Below are 13491 nucleotides of genomic sequence, written 5' to 3'. Positions count from 1 at the left end.
CCCGGTGATAAACGTTCGCGCCCGGTCACGAAGTCGAACCCTTTTTGAAGGCCAGCAGGCAACATTGGCGCATGGCAATCAAACCCGCCTACGTCAAGAAGACAGGGCGACTCATCATGGAGAAGTACCCAGACGCCTTCGGCGCCGACTTCGAGCACAACAAGGAAGTCGTCACCGAGGTCACGAACATCGAGTCCAAGGGCGTCCGTAACCGCATCGCAGGCTACGTCACGCGCAAGTACAACCGCCCGGTCGAAGCGTAATCGGTCTTCTATCCAGTTCTCGAACCCCCGTAGCGACGGCTACTGCTCGGCCTGACTCTCTTCGTCCGTCTGGTCTGCCTTCGCCGCCTGGTCCGGGGTGGTCCGGCTGTCGGACTGGCGCTTGCGGTGGATGATACCCTGCATGTTGGCGGTGTTGGCGGCTATCTCGCGGAACGCGTCGCCGGTCGCGCTCTCGTCGTCGAGTACCAGGGGTTCGCCGCTGTCACCGCCCTCGCGGACGCTGGGGTCGAGCGGGACCTCGCCGAGGAACGGCATGTCGGTCTCGTCGGCGAAGTCGTGGCCGCCGCCGCTGCCGAAGATGTCGTGGCTGCCGCCACAGTCGGGACAGACGAACGTGGACATGTTCTCGACGATTCCAAGCACCGGCGTCTCGTGGCGCCCGAACATCCGGAGCCCCTTTCGAGCGTCGTCCAGCGCGACCTCCTGTGGCGTGGTGACGATGACGGCCCCGGAGACGGGGACCCGCTGGAGCATCGTCAGCTGCGTGTCGCCGGTGCCCGGCGGCAGGTCGACTATCATGTAGTCCAGGGTCCCCCAGAGGACGTCCGACCAGAGCTGTGTGAGGACGTTGTCGACCATCGGCCCGCGGAAGATGACCGGGTCGTCCTTGCCGACGAGGAAGTCCATACTCATCAGCTTCATCCCGTACTTTTCCACCGGGATTATCTCGTCTTCTTCGGTGGCTTGGGGGGACTCGTCGGCGTCGAGCATCCGCGGCACGTTCGGTCCGTAGACGTCGGCGTCGAAGAGGCCGACGCGAGCGCCCAGACGCGAGAGTCCGGCCGCGATGTTCACGGCGATAGTCGACTTGCCGACACCGCCCTTCCCGGACGCGACGGCGATGACGTTCCTGACGTTCGGCAGGGGGTCTTCCTCCTCGCTGACCCCGCGGTCGACACTCGCCGAGAGGTCGATGCGCCGGTCGAGGTCGCCCAGCGCTTCGCGGACGGCGTTGGCCATCCCCGTCTCCGTCGGTGAGTAGGGCGCACCGAGCGCGAGGTCGATGCGTATCTCCTCGTCATCTATCTCGACGCTGTTCACGAGGCCCAGCGTCACGATGTCGTCGCCCAGGTCCGGGTCCTCGACCGCCCGGAGCCGCTCACGGACGTCCTGCTCGTTCATACCTCCGGTAGGCCGTGGAGGTGCGATAAGGATTGTGACGTGGGAAGCGAGATGACGACCGCAGGGAGTCATCTCGTCAATGCGAGCGGGGAGGAACGACCCGCGAGCAGGGAGCCGTCGAACACAGTGAGACGGCTCCGACCGCAGGGTAATGGTTCACGAACAAGCGAGCGGTCGTGGCCGCCACGTGGGAGTGGGGACAGATTTGGTACTGTTGTGACGTTTTATGACGCTGGGCGCAGTACGGGCGAGTGTGCTAGAGGACGACCACGGGCGGGAGGTGTCACAGGTCCGCGTCTCCCTGACAGACCGCTGTAACTTCGACTGTGTCTACTGTCACAACGAGGGGCTGGGGGACACGCGCGGGCCGATGGAGGCCCAGGACCACGAGATGGAGACCGACGACGTGGTCGCCTTTTTAGAGGTCGCCCGTGAGTTCGACGTCGAGGCCGTCAAGTTCACCGGCGGCGAGCCGATGCTCCGGGGCGACCTGGAGGAGATAATCCGCCGGACGCCAGACGCGATGGAGGTGTCGATGACCACGAACGGCACCTTCCTGCCGGGGCGCGCGCCGGACCTCGTCGACGCGGGACTCGACCGGGTGAACGTCTCCCAGGACGCAATCGACCAGGAGGCCTTCGCCGAGATAACGAAGAGTGGCGCCTACGAGCAGGTCATCGAGGGCGTCGAGGCGGCCCTCGATGCCGGGCTGGACCCGGTGAAACTGAACATGGTCGTCTTCGAACCCACCGCGGGGTACGTTCCGGAGATGGTCGACCACGTCGCCGAAAACGACGGGCTCCGGCTCCAGCTCATCGAATACATGCCGGAACTCGTCGGCCGCCCGGAGTGGGCCATCGACATCCAGCGGGTCCACGACTGGCTGGCCGAACAGGCCGACCGCATCGAGGTACGGGAGATGCACGACCGCAAGCGCTACTGGGTGAGCGCCGACGACGGGTCGGGCGAGGGGATGGTCGAAATCGTCGACCCCGTGGAGAACACCGACTTCTGTGACAACTGCCATCGCGTGCGCGTGACCCACGACGGCAAACTGAAGGGGTGTCTCAATCGCACGGACGACCTCCGGTCGATGGGTGAGATGACGAAAGCCGAAATCCGCGAGACGTTCCGCGAGACCGTCGCCAACCGGGTGCCCTATTACGGGGAGTACATGGTCCAGAACGACGACGGTGAGTGGGTCGTCAACGAGGAGTACATAGAGCGTGGGCCGGTCGAGGAACCGCTGGCCGCGGACGACGACTGAGACGGGCGGTGTCGCCGACGCTAGTGGGCCAGACAACAGCTGGTCGAGGGCTACCGTGCCCACCGCTATCAGCTGCCATACTCGATTAGAATGGAGGAGAGTTTTTATATGGCGACCGACGAACAGGTAGCTATGACTACAGATAATGACCCCGCTCAGTGCAGATGCACGCCTGTCTATGAAACCGAGTGGACGGGCAGTCGGCAACCGCCGTCGATGGCGATTGTCGAGGCGGTGGCTGCCGCCGAGGGCGTCGACCCGATGGAACTCACACCGCTTTCCGAGGAAATTGACTTCGAAGCGTTCGACCGATTGTTATCGAATTCGGCGCCGGACACCTGTGGCGTTCTCAGTCTCCGTCTCTCTGGCTGGAACGTCTTTGTCTCGGGGGATGGCCGCATCAAGGTGTGTGAGCCATCGGAGACAGCACCCCTGACTGCGGTGTTCGAGTCGGTTTCGGCCGACTGCTAGCCGTCTACGCCGGCCCGGGTCGGCACTCAGTACACCGTTCCCGGGTCGTCTCTCGACTACGGTCGCCGGAACGTGTAACTGATAGCTTCCTCGGCCGTCGCGACGTGCAGTTCGCCATCACCGTGGTCGAAATGCAGTCGTTCGGCGGGCCCGTCGAAGGCGTGCAGCGGCATCCCGGTTCGAACGTGTCCCTCGGGGTCTATCGAGACGTACGTTGACGAACTGAAGCGGGCGGTCAGGGTCCCATCAGCGTCCGCTGTTACGCTATCGGGGGTGGCAAAGCGTTCAAGATGCCCCCGGAGTGTCTCCCTGTCGGTCGGGTCGACCGTCGCACTGTCGTCCATACGTCCGGTAGGTCCGTCGCCCACAACTGGGTTTTGACACGGTGACTCATGGCCCGCCCTGACGCGCCCGCGGCCCTTCGTTGCGTTTAAATACAACCCCGAGATACGTACGAACAGACTCGTGTAGGGGGACCGGCTCCCGAGTCCGTGTGCTGCGGGCGCGAGTATCAAGCAAGCGTGTCGTGGTAGCCAAGCCTGGCCCAAGGCGCAGGGTTGCTAACTCTGTGGCGTACAGCCTCCTGGGTTCGAATCCCAGCCACGACGCTCACCCAACCACCAACATATGAGTGCAGAAGACCCAGACGCGGGCGAGGACGTGGATGAGGAGGAGGACATCCGCTACTTCGTTCGCATCGGACAGACAGACCTCGACGGCACGAAGTCCGTCGAGCGAGCACTGACAGAACTGAACGGCATCGGCCACCGCGCCGCCCGCATCATCGCCCAGCGCGCTGACGTGGACCGCCGCGCGGTCTTCGGCAAGCTGGACGACGACGTCATCGACGAGGTCGTCGACCAGGTGCAGAACTTCGCCGACAACGTCCCCGAGTGGATGACCAACCACCAGAAGGACTACTTCACCGGTGAGACCACCCACGAGACGGGTAACGACCTCCAGCTCACCCGTCGGCAGGACATCAACCGCATGAAGATGATCGACTCCTACCGCGGTGTCCGCCACAAACGCGGCCAGAAGGTCCGCGGCCAGCGCACGAAGTCCACCGGTCGTACCGAGGGGACCATCGGCGTCAACGTCGAGGCCATCAAGGAAGAACAGGCAGAGGAAGCCGCCGCAGAGGAGGATGACGAATAATGGCGCTCGGTTCCAACACGAAGTTCTACGAGACGCCGAACCACCCCTACCAGGGCGAGCGAATCGCCGACGAGAGCAACCTGCTTGGCCGCTACGGCCTGAAGAACAAGGAAGAGCTCTGGCGCGCCCAGTCCGAGCTGCGTGGCTACCGCCGCGAGGCCCGGAAACTGCTGGGTAGCACCGAGGGGACCGACCTCGAGGCCGAGGAGTTCCTCGCCCGACTCAAGCGCTACGGCATCCTGAACGAGCAGGACCAGCTCGACGACGTCCTGTCGCTTGACGTCACCGACGTCCTCGAACGCCGGCTCCAGACGGTCGTCTACCGCAAGGGCTACGCGAACACGCCCGAGCAGGCGCGACAGTTCATCGTCCACGGCCACATCGAGCTCGACGACGCACGCGTCACCCGACCGTCGATGAAGGTCGACGTCGCCGTCGAGAGCTCGGTCGGTTTCGACGAGAACAGCTCGCTGTCGGACGAACTGCATCCTGAGCGCGCGGAGGCCCAAGAATGAGCGAAGCACCTGACGACATCTGGGGTATCGCCCACGTTCACGCATCGTTCAACAATACCATCATCACCATCACCGACCAGACCGGCGCGGAGACGCTCGCGAAGAGCTCCGGCGGGACGGTCGTCAAGCAGAACCGCGACGAAGCGTCGCCCTACGCTGCGATGCAGATGGCCGAGGTCGTCGCCGAGAAGGCTCTCGACCGCGGCGTCGAAGGTGTCGATGTCCGCGTCCGTGGTCCCGGTGGGAACCAGCAGACGTCCCCCGGGCCGGGCGCACAGGCCACCATCCGAGCGCTGGCTCGCGCCGGCCTCGAAATCGGCCGCATCGAGGACGTCACCCCGACGCCCCACGACGGCACCCGCGCACCCAAGAACTCCGGGTTCTAACCAATGACACAGGATTACGAGGTTGAGTTCGTCGAACGCGGCGAGCGGGAGTCGCTCGTGCTCGTGCGTGGCATCACGCCGGCCTTCGCCAACGGTATCCGCCGGGCGATGGTGGCCGACGTGCCCACGTTCAGCATCGACACCGTCCGCGTCATCGAGAACACCAGCGTGATGTTCAACGAGCAGATCGGCCTCCGACTGGGGCTGGTCCCGCTTTCCACCGACCTCGACGACTTCGAGCTCGGTGACGAGGTGACGCTGTCGCTGTCCGTCGACGGGCCGAACACGGCCTACTCCAGCGACCTCGTCTCCGGTGACGCGCTGGTGGAACCCGCCGACGACAACATCCCCATCATCGACCTGAAAGACGGCCAGCGCCTCGAAGTCGAGGCCGACGCCGTCCTCGATACGGGGAAGGAACACGCCAAACACCAGGGCGGCGTGGCCGTCGGCTACCGACACCTTCAGCGCGTCGAGGTCGTCGGCGACACGGGCGAGTTCGAGGACGAGGAACCCAACATCCTTCGGGGCGTCATCGAGGAGGGTGCAGCCGAGCACGCCGCCGACCCCGACGCCGCGGACGGTGACCTCGTCCCGACCGACGAGTTCGGGAACGACCTCACCCAGCGGTATCCGGGCAAGGAGGTCGAGGTCACCGACGTCGAGAACGCGTTCGTGTTCCACGTCGAGACCGACGGCTCGTTTACCACCGACGAACTCCTGCTTCGCGCGGTCGAGACGCTACGTGACCGTGCGACAGAGCTGAAAGACGCGGTCCAACTGTAACGCCAATGTCCCGAAACACCCCTTCGACGCCGATGACCGCCCGCTCCCCGAGCGCGAGGACCGAAAGGGGTTTTACGGGGCATCAAGAACCAACTAATGCGAGCAGGGATAGCCAAGTTTGGCCAACGGCGCAGCGTTCAGGGCGCTGTCCCGTAGGGGTCCGCAGGTTCAAATCCTGCTCCCTGCACTTTTACTCCCAAGGAGGAACCCTATGAGCAAGACGAATCCGAGACTCAGTAGTCTCATCGCCGACCTGAAGTCGGCCGCCCGCAACTCGGGCGGCGCAGTCTGGGGCGACGTCGCCGAACGGCTGCAGAAGCCGCGGCGTACACACGCCGAAGTCAACCTGGGCCGCATCGAGCGGTACGCACAGGAAGACGAGACCGTCGTCGTTCCGGGCAAGGTGCTCGGCTCCGGCGTCCTGCAGAAGGACGTCACCGTCGCCGCCGTCGACTTCTCCGGAACCGCCGAGACGAAGATCGACAAGGTCGGAGAGGCTGTATCGCTAGAACAGGCAATCGAGAACAACCCAGAAGGCTCTCACGTCCGGGTGATTCGATGAGCGTCGCCGAGTTCGACGCCGACGTCGTCGTCGACGCCCGCGACTGTATCATGGGCCGGGTCGCCTCGCAGGTGGCCGAGAAAGCGCTCGACGGCCAGACCGTGGCCGTCATCAACGCCGAACGCGCGGTCATCACTGGCCGCGAAGAGCAGATCAAGGAGAAGTACAAGAAGCGCGTCGACATCGGCGACGACAACGCGTACTTCTACCCCAAGCGACCGGACGGCATCCTCAAACGCTGCATCCGCGGCATGCTGCCCCACAAGAAGCAGCGTGGCCGTGACGCGTTCGAGAACGTCCGTGTCTACGTGGGTAACCACCACGACGAGGACGGCGAAGTGCTTTCGGGAACGTCGCTGGACCGACTCTCGAACATCAAATTCGTCACGCTCGCGGAAGTGAGCGAGACACTCGGAGCGAACAAGACATGGTAACGAACACGTCTGGCAAAAAGAAGACCGCCGTCGCTCGCGCCACGATTCGCGAGGGCGAGGGTCGCGTGCGTATCGACTCCCAGCCGGTCGAACTGGTCGATCCGGAGCTGGCTCAGCTGAAGATGCTGGAGCCGTTCCGCATCGCAGACGAGGACCTTCGCGACGACATCGACGTCGATGTCTCCGTCGAGGGTGGCGGCGTGATGGGGCAGGCCGACGCGGCCCGCACCGCCATCGCCCGCGGCCTCGTCGACTTCACCAACGACGCCGAACTCCGCGACGCGTTCATGGAGTTCGACCGTTCGCTGCTGGTCAACGACGTGCGCCAGTCCGAACCCAAGAAGTGGGGCGGTCCCGGCGCTCGGGCCCGCTACCAGAAATCCTACCGCTGAGGTGATCAGGATATGATGGTACCGGTCCGGTGTTTCACGTGCGGTAACGTTGTCGGCGAGCACTGGGAGGAGTTCAAGGCCCGCACCCGCGAGGCCGAAGAGCCCGAGGACCCCGAGATGGTCCTCGACGAGCTCGGCGTCGAGCGACACTGCTGTCGCCGGATGCTCGTCTCGCACAAAGACCTGGTCGACATCGTCGCTCCCTATCAATGAACGCACAGGAAAGCCGATACGAGAAGGCCCGCAAACTGGGCGCACGAGCGCTCCAGCTGGCCCACGGCGCACCCGTGCTCATCGAGACGGAACACACCCAGCCAATCCTCATCGCGGCCGAGGAGTACGACGCTGGCGTCCTTCCGTTCACCGTCAAACGAGGTGACCACAAATGACGCTAATCACTGACATCCGACTCCGCCGCGTCCTCGACTCGCGTGGCAACGCGACAGTCGAGGCCGACGTTCTCACCGAGAGTGGGGGCTTCGGTCGCGGCAAGGCACCGAGCGGCGCAAGCACCGGCGAATACGAGGCTCTGGAGCTGCCGGCTCAGGAAGCCATCGCGAACGCTCGCGAAGACGCGCTTCCCCGCCTCGTCGGCGAGGTTCACGCCGGCAACCAGCGCGACGTCGACAACGCGCTCCGCGCGGCCGACGGTACGGACGACTTCTCCAGTATCGGCGCAAACTCCGCCGTCGCCATCTCGATGGCGGCCGCTGCGGCTGGCGCGGACGTGCTCGGTGCACCGCTGTACCAGCACCTCGGTGGCACCTTCCGTGGCAACGAGTTCCCGACGCCGCTGGGCAACATCGTCGGCGGCGGCGAACACGCCGCGGACGCCACCAACATCCAGGAGTTCCTGTCGGCTCCCATCGGCGCGCCGAGCGTCGAGGAGGCCGTCTTCGCCAACGCGGCGGTCCACCAGGAAGTCCACGACATGCTCGCCGACCGGGGCATCCCGGCTGGCAAGGGCGACGAGGGCGCCTGGGCGCCGTCGGTTTCGGACGACGAGGCCTTCGAAATCATGGCCGAGGCCGTCGAGACCGTCGCGGACGACGTCGGCTTCGCTATCCAGTTCGGTCTGGACGTCGCCGGCGCGGAGCTGTACGACGACGAGGAGGACGGCTACGTCTTCGACGACGGCGTCAAGTCGACCGACGAGATGATCGACTACATCGCCCAGAAGGTCGAGGAGTACGACCTCGTCTACGTCGAGGACCCCCTCGACGAGAACGACTACGAGGGTCACGCGGAGCTGACCGAGCGGGTCGGCGACCAGACGCTCATCTGCGGTGACGACCTGTTCGTCACGAACGTCTCCCGCCTGCAGACCGGCATCCAGCAGGACGCTGGCAACTCCATCCTCATCAAGCCCAACCAGATCGGGACGCTGTCGGACGCCGTCGACGCCATCGAACTGGCGACCGAGAACGGCTACGCCTCAGTCGTCTCCCACCGGAGCGGCGAGACCGAGGACACGACCATCGCACACCTCGCCGTGGCGACCGGCGCCGAGTTCATCAAGACGGGCGCCGTCGGTGGCGAGCGAACTGCCAAGCTGAACGAACTCATCCGTATCGAGGACAACGCAGTATGAGCGGCAACGACAAAGAAGGTCTCGACGCTGAGGAGTCGGAGTTCGACCCGTCCGAGGAGGACGCCGAGCCCGACGCCGACGCAGAGACCGAAGACGTCGAACAGCCCGCCGACGCCGCCGACGAGGCGACCGAGGCCGAGACAGCCGACGAGGAGGAAGAGGACGCCCCACAGCTCGACGAGGACGTCATGCCCGACGAGCAGAGCGAGGCCGACCTCCTCATCCCCGTAGAGGACTATCTGGGCGCCGGTGTCCACATCGGGACCCAGCAGAAGACCCAGGACATGGAGCGGTTCATCCACCGCGTGCGGACCGACGGGCTCTACGTGCTGGACGTCTCGATGACGGACTCGCGCATCCGCACCGCCGCGGACTTCCTGGCCAACTACGAGCCCGAGCAGATTCTCGTGGCCTCCTCGCGCCAGTACGGCCGGTTCCCGGCCGAGAAGTTCGCCGACGCCGTCGGCGCCCGAGCCCGAACTGGCCGATTCATCCCCGGGACGCTGACGAACCCGGACTACGACGGCTACATCGAGCCCGACGTCGTGGTCGTCACTGACCCCATCGGCGACGCCCAGGCCGTCAAGGAGGCCATCACGGTCGGCATCCCGGTCATCGCGATGTGTGACTCCAACAACACCACGTCCAACGTGGACCTTGTCGTCCCGACCAACAACAAGGGGCGAAAAGCGCTGTCGGTCGTCTACTGGCTGCTGGCCAACGAGACGCTCGACCGCCGCGGTGCCGAGCCGTCCTACGGGCTCGACGACTTCGAGTCCGAGCTGTAAGCCCGAGTTTCCTTTTCCGTTCTCCCGCTCCCACAGTCAGCGACTCGGTGCCCCAGTGGACGCTGTGACCGCGTTTTCACCCCTCCCAACCCATACTATCGCAGGGGTCATGAGTCTGCTCGCCGGCGCGGTCTTCTTCGGGCTCTTCGTTCTCTTCTTCGGGGTGTTCTACTTCGGTTCAGGTGCTCCGGGGGCGTTCGGCGCGCTCGGACTCCTGTTTTTCCTCTTTGCCGCAGTGGTCAGTGCGCTCTACACTGTCGGGCTGAGCGCACTGGGCGGGTGGCTGGGCAACTACGCGAAGTACGAGATGGAGCTGTGAGCGGCGCCGTCGCCAGCTGGGTGTGACCCCACAGTATATTACCCCCGCTACCGACACCGACAGACAGGATGCGAGAGACGTTCGTCGATGCCGGTCTGGGTGCGCTGGTGACGCTGGCGCTTTCGATTGTCCCGTTTTCCTCGGTCGCCGGCGGCGCTGCGGCGGCGTACCGCCACGGCGGCGGTTACCGCAGCGGCCTGTGGCTCGGGACGCTCGCCGGCGTCGCCGCGATGATTCCACTGCTTGCGTTGTTCGTCCCGTCCCTGTTCGTCGCTGGGATGCTGGGATTCGGCATCCCGCCGTCGGCACCGGGATACGGTATCTTCCTCGCGCTCGTCTTCCTATTTTTCCTCGGCTACACCGTCGGCTTGAGCGCCGTCGGCGGGCTGGGCGGGACGTGGGCCCGTACAAACACCGACTGGGACCTAGACCCCACGCGGTGGTTGTAACCGCGAGGCGTCCGGTGGTGCAGTCACGACTACCGATATCCCAACACGTCGGAGTTGGCACGTAATTCAAGAGTGTCCGGTCCTAACTCGCGTCGATGGCAGAAACGCCACCCGGACCGAAGGGCGAACCGCTGTTCGGGAGCAGTCGGACCTACGCCTCGGACCCGTTCAGATTCATCTCGGCGCTCGAAGATGCCTACGGCGACGTGGCCTACTTCGACATGGGCCCGATGGAGACGGTGATGCTGTCGGACCCGACCGCTATCGAGCGGGTGCTGGTCTCGGAGGCCGACCGCTTCCGGAAACCCGACTTCCAGGGCGACGCGCTGGGGGACCTGCTGGGCGATGGCTTGCTGCTCTCCGAGGGCGACACCTGGGAGCAACAGCGCCAGCTGGCGAACCCGGCGTTCTCGATGCGTCGGCTGGCGGGGATGGCCGACCGCATCACGGACCACGCCGAGGACCGGCTGGCCGACTGGGGCGAAGGCGACGTGGTCAACGTCGAGCGGGCGATGACACGGACGACACTCGACGTCATCCTCGACCTGATGATGGGCGTCCAGCTGAGCGAGGAGCGCGTCGAGACGATAGAACAGCAGCTGCTGCCGCTGGGCCAGCGCTTCGAGCCGGACCCGCTTCGCTTTGCCGCGCCGGAGTGGATGCCGATGCCCGACGACGCGGAGTTCGACGCGGCCGTCGAGACGCTCGATGGAATTCTCGACGACATCATCGCGGTCCGTGAGAAGACGGCCGGCAGCGGCGACGACGGCCCGATGGACTTCCTCTCGGTGCTCATTCGCGCCCGGGACGACGGCGTCGAGTCGCCCGAGCAACTGCGCGACGAGATGATGACGATGCTGTTGGCGGGCCACGACACCACGGCGCTGACGCTGACCTACACGTGGTTCCTGCTGTCGGAACACCCCGAGGTCGAGCGGCGGGTCCACGAGGAGATAGACGAGGTCGTCGGCGACGACCGTCCCGGGATGGAACACGTTCGGGAGCTTGAGTATCTGGAGTGGGTCATCCAGGAGGCGATGCGGCTCTACCCGCCCGTGTACGTGATGTTCCGCGAACCTACGGAGGACGTGACGCTGTCGGACTACCGCATCGACAGCGGCCAGACGCTGATGCTCCCGCAGTGGGGCGTCCATCGCTCCGAGCGGTTCTACGACGACCCCGACACGTTCGACCCGGAGCGGTGGCGACCGGAGCGGGCCAAAGAGCGGCCCCGCTTTGCCTACTTCCCCTTCGGCGGCGGGCCGCGCCACTGCATCGGCAAGCACCTGGCGATGCTCGAGGCCCAGCTCATCGTCGCGACGACGGCAAAGCAGTACGAACTGGACTTTCTGGGCGAGACGCCCCTGGAACTGATGCCGTCGCTCACGGCCCACCCGCGCCAGGAGATGTCGTTCTGTGTCGGCGAGCGGCCCTAGACTCAGGGAGGCGCCTCGGTCGTCCGGTCGTCGGTTCGCCTGCGCTCGTCGACCTGGACCGTGCGGCTGGCGCTGACGTGGCCCTCGACGGTCAGCGTGGCGACGCCGTCGGCCGTCTCGGCGCCGCGGGCGTAGATATCGAGCGAGCGGGCTGCCGTTTCGCCCGCCGGGACGGTCGCCTCGACGACGTGTGACTCGTCGTCGTCGACGGTGGTCGTCGGCCAGTAGGCGGCCGCGAGGAACCGGCCGTCGGTGTCGGAGACGTTTCGAACTGTCAGCGAAACTGTCAGGTCCTCGCGCCGGCCGACGCTGTCGGGCACGGTCAGCGACTCCAGTTCGAACCGTGGAGCTGGCGCCGCGAGCGTCTCGGTCGCGCGCTCCGGCAGCGACCAGGTGTACCCCGCACCGTCCCTCTCGGTCAGTCTGATGCGGGGGTTCGATACCGACAACGGGGACGGGACCGGAAAGACGAGATAGGGTCGGGTGTAGCCCGCGACGCCGTACCGCGTGTAGCCCCGAGTGTTCGAGAGCCCCGACTCGAACGTCTGGCTGTCCGTCTCGAGGACGAACTCCGGCGGGTTCCGCTTCGATGCGTCGGTTATCGAGGCGACGACGTACTGCGTGTTCGGGTCGGTCCGAACGCCGCCGGACCCGTACACAGAACTGTACGTGACGGCTTTCTGCGCGACGACGTTCTCGACACCGACGGCCGGGGGCTGGCCCGTCGGCGTCGTCCCGGGAGGCTCGGTTGGTGACTCGTTCCCCGACCCGGCAGGTCCGGTTGGCGTCTCGGTGGATTCGGTGAGGCAACCGGCGAGTGCGGCGAGACACCCGCTGCAGGACACAATCAGTCGGCGTCGGTTCATACTCGGGTATTTCGAGGGGCCGGTAAATGTTTTCAGGTGTACACGAGATGCACGAATCGTGGCACCCGACCGGTTTGCGGACAGAGAGCGTGCCAGCCCGGCGTGTCCGTGGTTGACGGAACTAGTGCCCAGCAGGCACGGCCGGGCTGGTACGGCAACGCCGGGCACGTCCGACGGGACCTATCGGTGCGGTCGACCGTCGGGGCGAATCTGTCGGAAAGCTTGCACGCTGAGGTGGATTTATACTGGTTCACTGTCTGGGTCGAACAACGTGGTCAAATCTACAGTTCGCTTCCCCGAGGCGGTGATGGACCGCGTCGAGGAGATGGTCGAGGACGACGTCTTCTCGAGCAAGTCGGAGTTCCAGCGCTTCGCCGTGGAGTACGTCCTCTCGGAACTCGGGGAGTACGAGGCCGAGATGGTCGACTTCGAGGAGATACGGAGCGAACTGTTCACCTCGGGGCCGGCGACCGCCGACGCCCACGACGCCGCCGAACTGAACGAGGCTTTCTACGAGAACGCGGCCCGTGTCAGGCAGTACGCCGTCCGGGGCGACATCGAGACCGCAGAGGAGTACATCGATACGGCCTACCCGGTGACCGACCCGCGCTGTCTGTTGCTCGACGACCTGCTCGAAGCGTATCGGTGACCGAGGGGGGAGTGTC

21 protein-coding genes and 2 tRNA genes are annotated in these 13491 nt (G+C 65.3%); 20 read left to right on the top strand and 3 right to left on the bottom strand.

Features of this window, described 5'->3' with window-relative positions; genetic code table 11:
* The first annotated feature begins 71 nt into the window (after nucleotides 1-71).
* Nucleotides 72-263 (top strand): 30S ribosomal protein S17e, encoded by a 192-nt coding sequence (locus EGD98_RS07490; protein ID WP_220587714.1) that lies wholly within the window; start codon nucleotides 72-74, stop codon nucleotides 261-263.
* A gap of 39 nt (nucleotides 264-302) precedes the next feature.
* Here the strand turns inward: EGD98_RS07490 and EGD98_RS07485 are convergent, their stop codons facing one another.
* Nucleotides 303-1406 (bottom strand): Mrp/NBP35 family ATP-binding protein, encoded by a 1104-nt coding sequence (locus tag EGD98_RS07485; RefSeq protein WP_220587713.1) that lies wholly within the window; start codon nucleotides 1404-1406, stop codon nucleotides 303-305.
* 253 nt (nucleotides 1407-1659) lie between these two features.
* Here EGD98_RS07485 and moaA point away from each other — a divergent pair, with 253 nt between their 5' ends.
* Nucleotides 1660-2673, top strand: coding sequence for a GTP 3',8-cyclase MoaA (moaA, locus tag EGD98_RS07480; RefSeq protein ID WP_220587712.1), 1014 nt, complete (start codon nucleotides 1660-1662; stop codon nucleotides 2671-2673).
* Between the two features lie 90 nt (nucleotides 2674-2763).
* Nucleotides 2764-3144, top strand: coding sequence for a HalOD1 output domain-containing protein (locus tag EGD98_RS07475; protein WP_328762317.1), 381 nt, complete (start codon nucleotides 2764-2766; stop codon nucleotides 3142-3144).
* 56 nt (nucleotides 3145-3200) lie between these two features.
* Here EGD98_RS07475 and EGD98_RS07470 read toward each other — a convergent pair whose 3' ends face one another.
* A complete protein-coding gene (locus EGD98_RS07470) occupies nucleotides 3201-3488 on the bottom strand; it encodes a hypothetical protein (RefSeq protein ID WP_220587710.1) in 288 nt (95 codons plus the stop codon).
* A 179-nt stretch (nucleotides 3489-3667) separates the two neighbouring features.
* Here EGD98_RS07470 and EGD98_RS07465 point away from each other — a divergent pair.
* The 16 genes from EGD98_RS07465 (at nucleotide 3668) to EGD98_RS07390 (ending at nucleotide 11960) form a co-directional block, all read left to right on the top strand.
* Nucleotides 3668-3752, top strand: a tRNA-Ser gene (locus EGD98_RS07465).
* Nucleotides 3753-3771: 19 nt separating this feature from the next.
* Nucleotides 3772-4302, top strand: coding sequence for a 30S ribosomal protein S13 (locus EGD98_RS07460; RefSeq protein ID WP_220587709.1), 531 nt, complete (start codon nucleotides 3772-3774; stop codon nucleotides 4300-4302).
* Nucleotides 4302-4817: a 30S ribosomal protein S4 gene (locus tag EGD98_RS07455; protein WP_220587708.1), complete on the top strand. Its 516-nt coding sequence runs from the start codon at nucleotides 4302-4304 to the stop codon at nucleotides 4815-4817. Before EGD98_RS07460 ends, EGD98_RS07455 begins: the two co-directional genes overlap by 1 nt.
* The gene (locus EGD98_RS07450; protein WP_220587707.1) at nucleotides 4814-5203 is read left to right on the top strand and encodes a 30S ribosomal protein S11; all 390 of its coding nucleotides are present in this window, start codon (nucleotides 4814-4816) and stop codon (nucleotides 5201-5203) included. Before EGD98_RS07455 ends, EGD98_RS07450 begins: the two co-directional genes overlap by 4 nt.
* A gap of 3 nt (nucleotides 5204-5206) precedes the next feature.
* Nucleotides 5207-5989: a DNA-directed RNA polymerase subunit D gene (locus tag EGD98_RS07445; protein WP_220587706.1), complete on the top strand. Its 783-nt coding sequence runs from the start codon at nucleotides 5207-5209 to the stop codon at nucleotides 5987-5989.
* Between the two features lie 102 nt (nucleotides 5990-6091).
* Nucleotides 6092-6176: transfer RNA gene (locus tag EGD98_RS07440), tRNA-Leu, on the top strand.
* Between the two features lie 24 nt (nucleotides 6177-6200).
* Nucleotides 6201-6551 carry a 50S ribosomal protein L18e gene (locus tag EGD98_RS07435; RefSeq protein ID WP_220587705.1) on the top strand — a complete coding sequence of 117 codons (351 nt, stop codon included), beginning with the start codon at nucleotides 6201-6203 and terminating at the stop codon, nucleotides 6549-6551.
* Nucleotides 6548-6985, top strand: a complete 438-nt coding sequence (locus tag EGD98_RS07430) for a 50S ribosomal protein L13 (RefSeq protein ID WP_220587704.1) — start codon at nucleotides 6548-6550, stop codon at nucleotides 6983-6985. Before EGD98_RS07435 ends, EGD98_RS07430 begins: the two co-directional genes overlap by 4 nt.
* On the top strand, nucleotides 6979-7377 hold the full coding sequence (locus EGD98_RS07425; protein WP_220587703.1) for a 30S ribosomal protein S9: 399 nt from the start codon (nucleotides 6979-6981) through the stop codon (nucleotides 7375-7377). The genes EGD98_RS07430 and EGD98_RS07425 overlap by 7 nt, the downstream gene beginning before the upstream one ends.
* A 12-nt stretch (nucleotides 7378-7389) precedes the next feature.
* Nucleotides 7390-7590, top strand: a complete 201-nt coding sequence (locus EGD98_RS07420) for a DNA-directed RNA polymerase subunit N (RefSeq protein WP_166970841.1) — start codon at nucleotides 7390-7392, stop codon at nucleotides 7588-7590.
* Nucleotides 7587-7766, top strand: a complete 180-nt coding sequence (locus EGD98_RS07415; protein ID WP_135303168.1) for a DNA-directed RNA polymerase subunit K — start codon at nucleotides 7587-7589, stop codon at nucleotides 7764-7766. Before EGD98_RS07420 ends, EGD98_RS07415 begins: the two co-directional genes overlap by 4 nt.
* Nucleotides 7763-8968 carry a phosphopyruvate hydratase gene (eno, locus tag EGD98_RS07410; protein ID WP_220587702.1) on the top strand — a complete coding sequence of 402 codons (1206 nt, stop codon included), beginning with the start codon at nucleotides 7763-7765 and terminating at the stop codon, nucleotides 8966-8968. Before EGD98_RS07415 ends, eno begins: the two co-directional genes overlap by 4 nt.
* Nucleotides 8965-9756 (top strand): 30S ribosomal protein S2, encoded by a 792-nt coding sequence (gene rpsB / locus EGD98_RS07405; protein WP_220587701.1) that lies wholly within the window; start codon nucleotides 8965-8967, stop codon nucleotides 9754-9756. Before eno ends, rpsB begins: the two co-directional genes overlap by 4 nt.
* Nucleotides 9757-9865: 109 nt before the next feature.
* A complete protein-coding gene (locus EGD98_RS07400; RefSeq protein WP_220587700.1) occupies nucleotides 9866-10075 on the top strand; it encodes a hypothetical protein in 210 nt (69 codons plus the stop codon).
* Between the two features lie 68 nt (nucleotides 10076-10143).
* The gene (locus EGD98_RS07395; RefSeq protein WP_220587699.1) at nucleotides 10144-10524 is read left to right on the top strand and encodes a DUF5518 domain-containing protein; all 381 of its coding nucleotides are present in this window, start codon (nucleotides 10144-10146) and stop codon (nucleotides 10522-10524) included.
* Nucleotides 10525-10619: 95 nt separating this feature from the next.
* On the top strand, nucleotides 10620-11960 hold the full coding sequence (locus tag EGD98_RS07390; protein WP_220587698.1) for a cytochrome P450: 1341 nt from the start codon (nucleotides 10620-10622) through the stop codon (nucleotides 11958-11960).
* Nucleotides 11961-11962: 2 nt separating this feature from the next.
* On the opposite strand, the gene EGD98_RS07385 is transcribed toward EGD98_RS07390, so the two are convergent.
* On the bottom strand, nucleotides 11963-12826 hold the full coding sequence (locus EGD98_RS07385) for a hypothetical protein (protein ID WP_220587697.1): 864 nt from the start codon (nucleotides 12824-12826) through the stop codon (nucleotides 11963-11965).
* Between the two features lie 271 nt (nucleotides 12827-13097).
* On the opposite strand from EGD98_RS07385, the gene EGD98_RS07380 reads away from it, so the two are divergent.
* On the top strand, nucleotides 13098-13475 hold the full coding sequence (locus tag EGD98_RS07380; protein ID WP_220587696.1) for a ribbon-helix-helix domain-containing protein: 378 nt from the start codon (nucleotides 13098-13100) through the stop codon (nucleotides 13473-13475).
* Nucleotides 13476-13491: the final 16 nt, after the last annotated feature.

Origin of the sequence: Haloarcula salinisoli (assembly GCF_019599405.1) — an archaeon.
In the GTDB taxonomy this organism is placed as follows: Archaea; Halobacteriota; Halobacteria; order Halobacteriales; family Haloarculaceae; genus Haloarcula; species Haloarcula salinisoli.
This window is presented reverse-complemented; position numbering and strand designations above follow the sequence as displayed.

Coding starts and splice junctions, on each gene's coding strand:
- EGD98_RS07490 (WP_220587714.1), top strand. CDS start 72: ATGGCAATCAAACCCGCCTACGTCAAGAAGACAGGGCGACTCATCATG.
- EGD98_RS07485 (WP_220587713.1), bottom strand. CDS start 1,406: ATGAACGAGCAGGACGTCCGTGAGCGGCTCCGGGCGGTCGAGGACCCG.
- EGD98_RS07475 (WP_328762317.1), top strand. CDS start 2,764: ATGGAGGAGAGTTTTTATATGGCGACCGACGAACAGGTAGCTATGACT.
- EGD98_RS07470 (WP_220587710.1), bottom strand. CDS start 3,488: ATGGACGACAGTGCGACGGTCGACCCGACCGACAGGGAGACACTCCGG.
- EGD98_RS07460 (WP_220587709.1), top strand. CDS start 3,772: ATGAGTGCAGAAGACCCAGACGCGGGCGAGGACGTGGATGAGGAGGAG.
- EGD98_RS07455 (WP_220587708.1), top strand. CDS start 4,302: ATGGCGCTCGGTTCCAACACGAAGTTCTACGAGACGCCGAACCACCCC.
- EGD98_RS07450 (WP_220587707.1), top strand. CDS start 4,814: ATGAGCGAAGCACCTGACGACATCTGGGGTATCGCCCACGTTCACGCA.
- EGD98_RS07445 (WP_220587706.1), top strand. CDS start 5,207: ATGACACAGGATTACGAGGTTGAGTTCGTCGAACGCGGCGAGCGGGAG.
- EGD98_RS07435 (WP_220587705.1), top strand. CDS start 6,201: ATGAGCAAGACGAATCCGAGACTCAGTAGTCTCATCGCCGACCTGAAG.
- EGD98_RS07430 (WP_220587704.1), top strand. CDS start 6,548: ATGAGCGTCGCCGAGTTCGACGCCGACGTCGTCGTCGACGCCCGCGAC.
- EGD98_RS07425 (WP_220587703.1), top strand. CDS start 6,979: ATGGTAACGAACACGTCTGGCAAAAAGAAGACCGCCGTCGCTCGCGCC.
- EGD98_RS07420 (WP_166970841.1), top strand. CDS start 7,390: ATGATGGTACCGGTCCGGTGTTTCACGTGCGGTAACGTTGTCGGCGAG.
- EGD98_RS07415 (WP_135303168.1), top strand. CDS start 7,587: ATGAACGCACAGGAAAGCCGATACGAGAAGGCCCGCAAACTGGGCGCA.
- eno (WP_220587702.1), top strand. CDS start 7,763: ATGACGCTAATCACTGACATCCGACTCCGCCGCGTCCTCGACTCGCGT.
- rpsB (WP_220587701.1), top strand. CDS start 8,965: ATGAGCGGCAACGACAAAGAAGGTCTCGACGCTGAGGAGTCGGAGTTC.
- EGD98_RS07400 (WP_220587700.1), top strand. CDS start 9,866: ATGAGTCTGCTCGCCGGCGCGGTCTTCTTCGGGCTCTTCGTTCTCTTC.
- EGD98_RS07395 (WP_220587699.1), top strand. CDS start 10,144: ATGCGAGAGACGTTCGTCGATGCCGGTCTGGGTGCGCTGGTGACGCTG.
- EGD98_RS07390 (WP_220587698.1), top strand. CDS start 10,620: ATGGCAGAAACGCCACCCGGACCGAAGGGCGAACCGCTGTTCGGGAGC.
- EGD98_RS07385 (WP_220587697.1), bottom strand. CDS start 12,826: ATGAACCGACGCCGACTGATTGTGTCCTGCAGCGGGTGTCTCGCCGCA.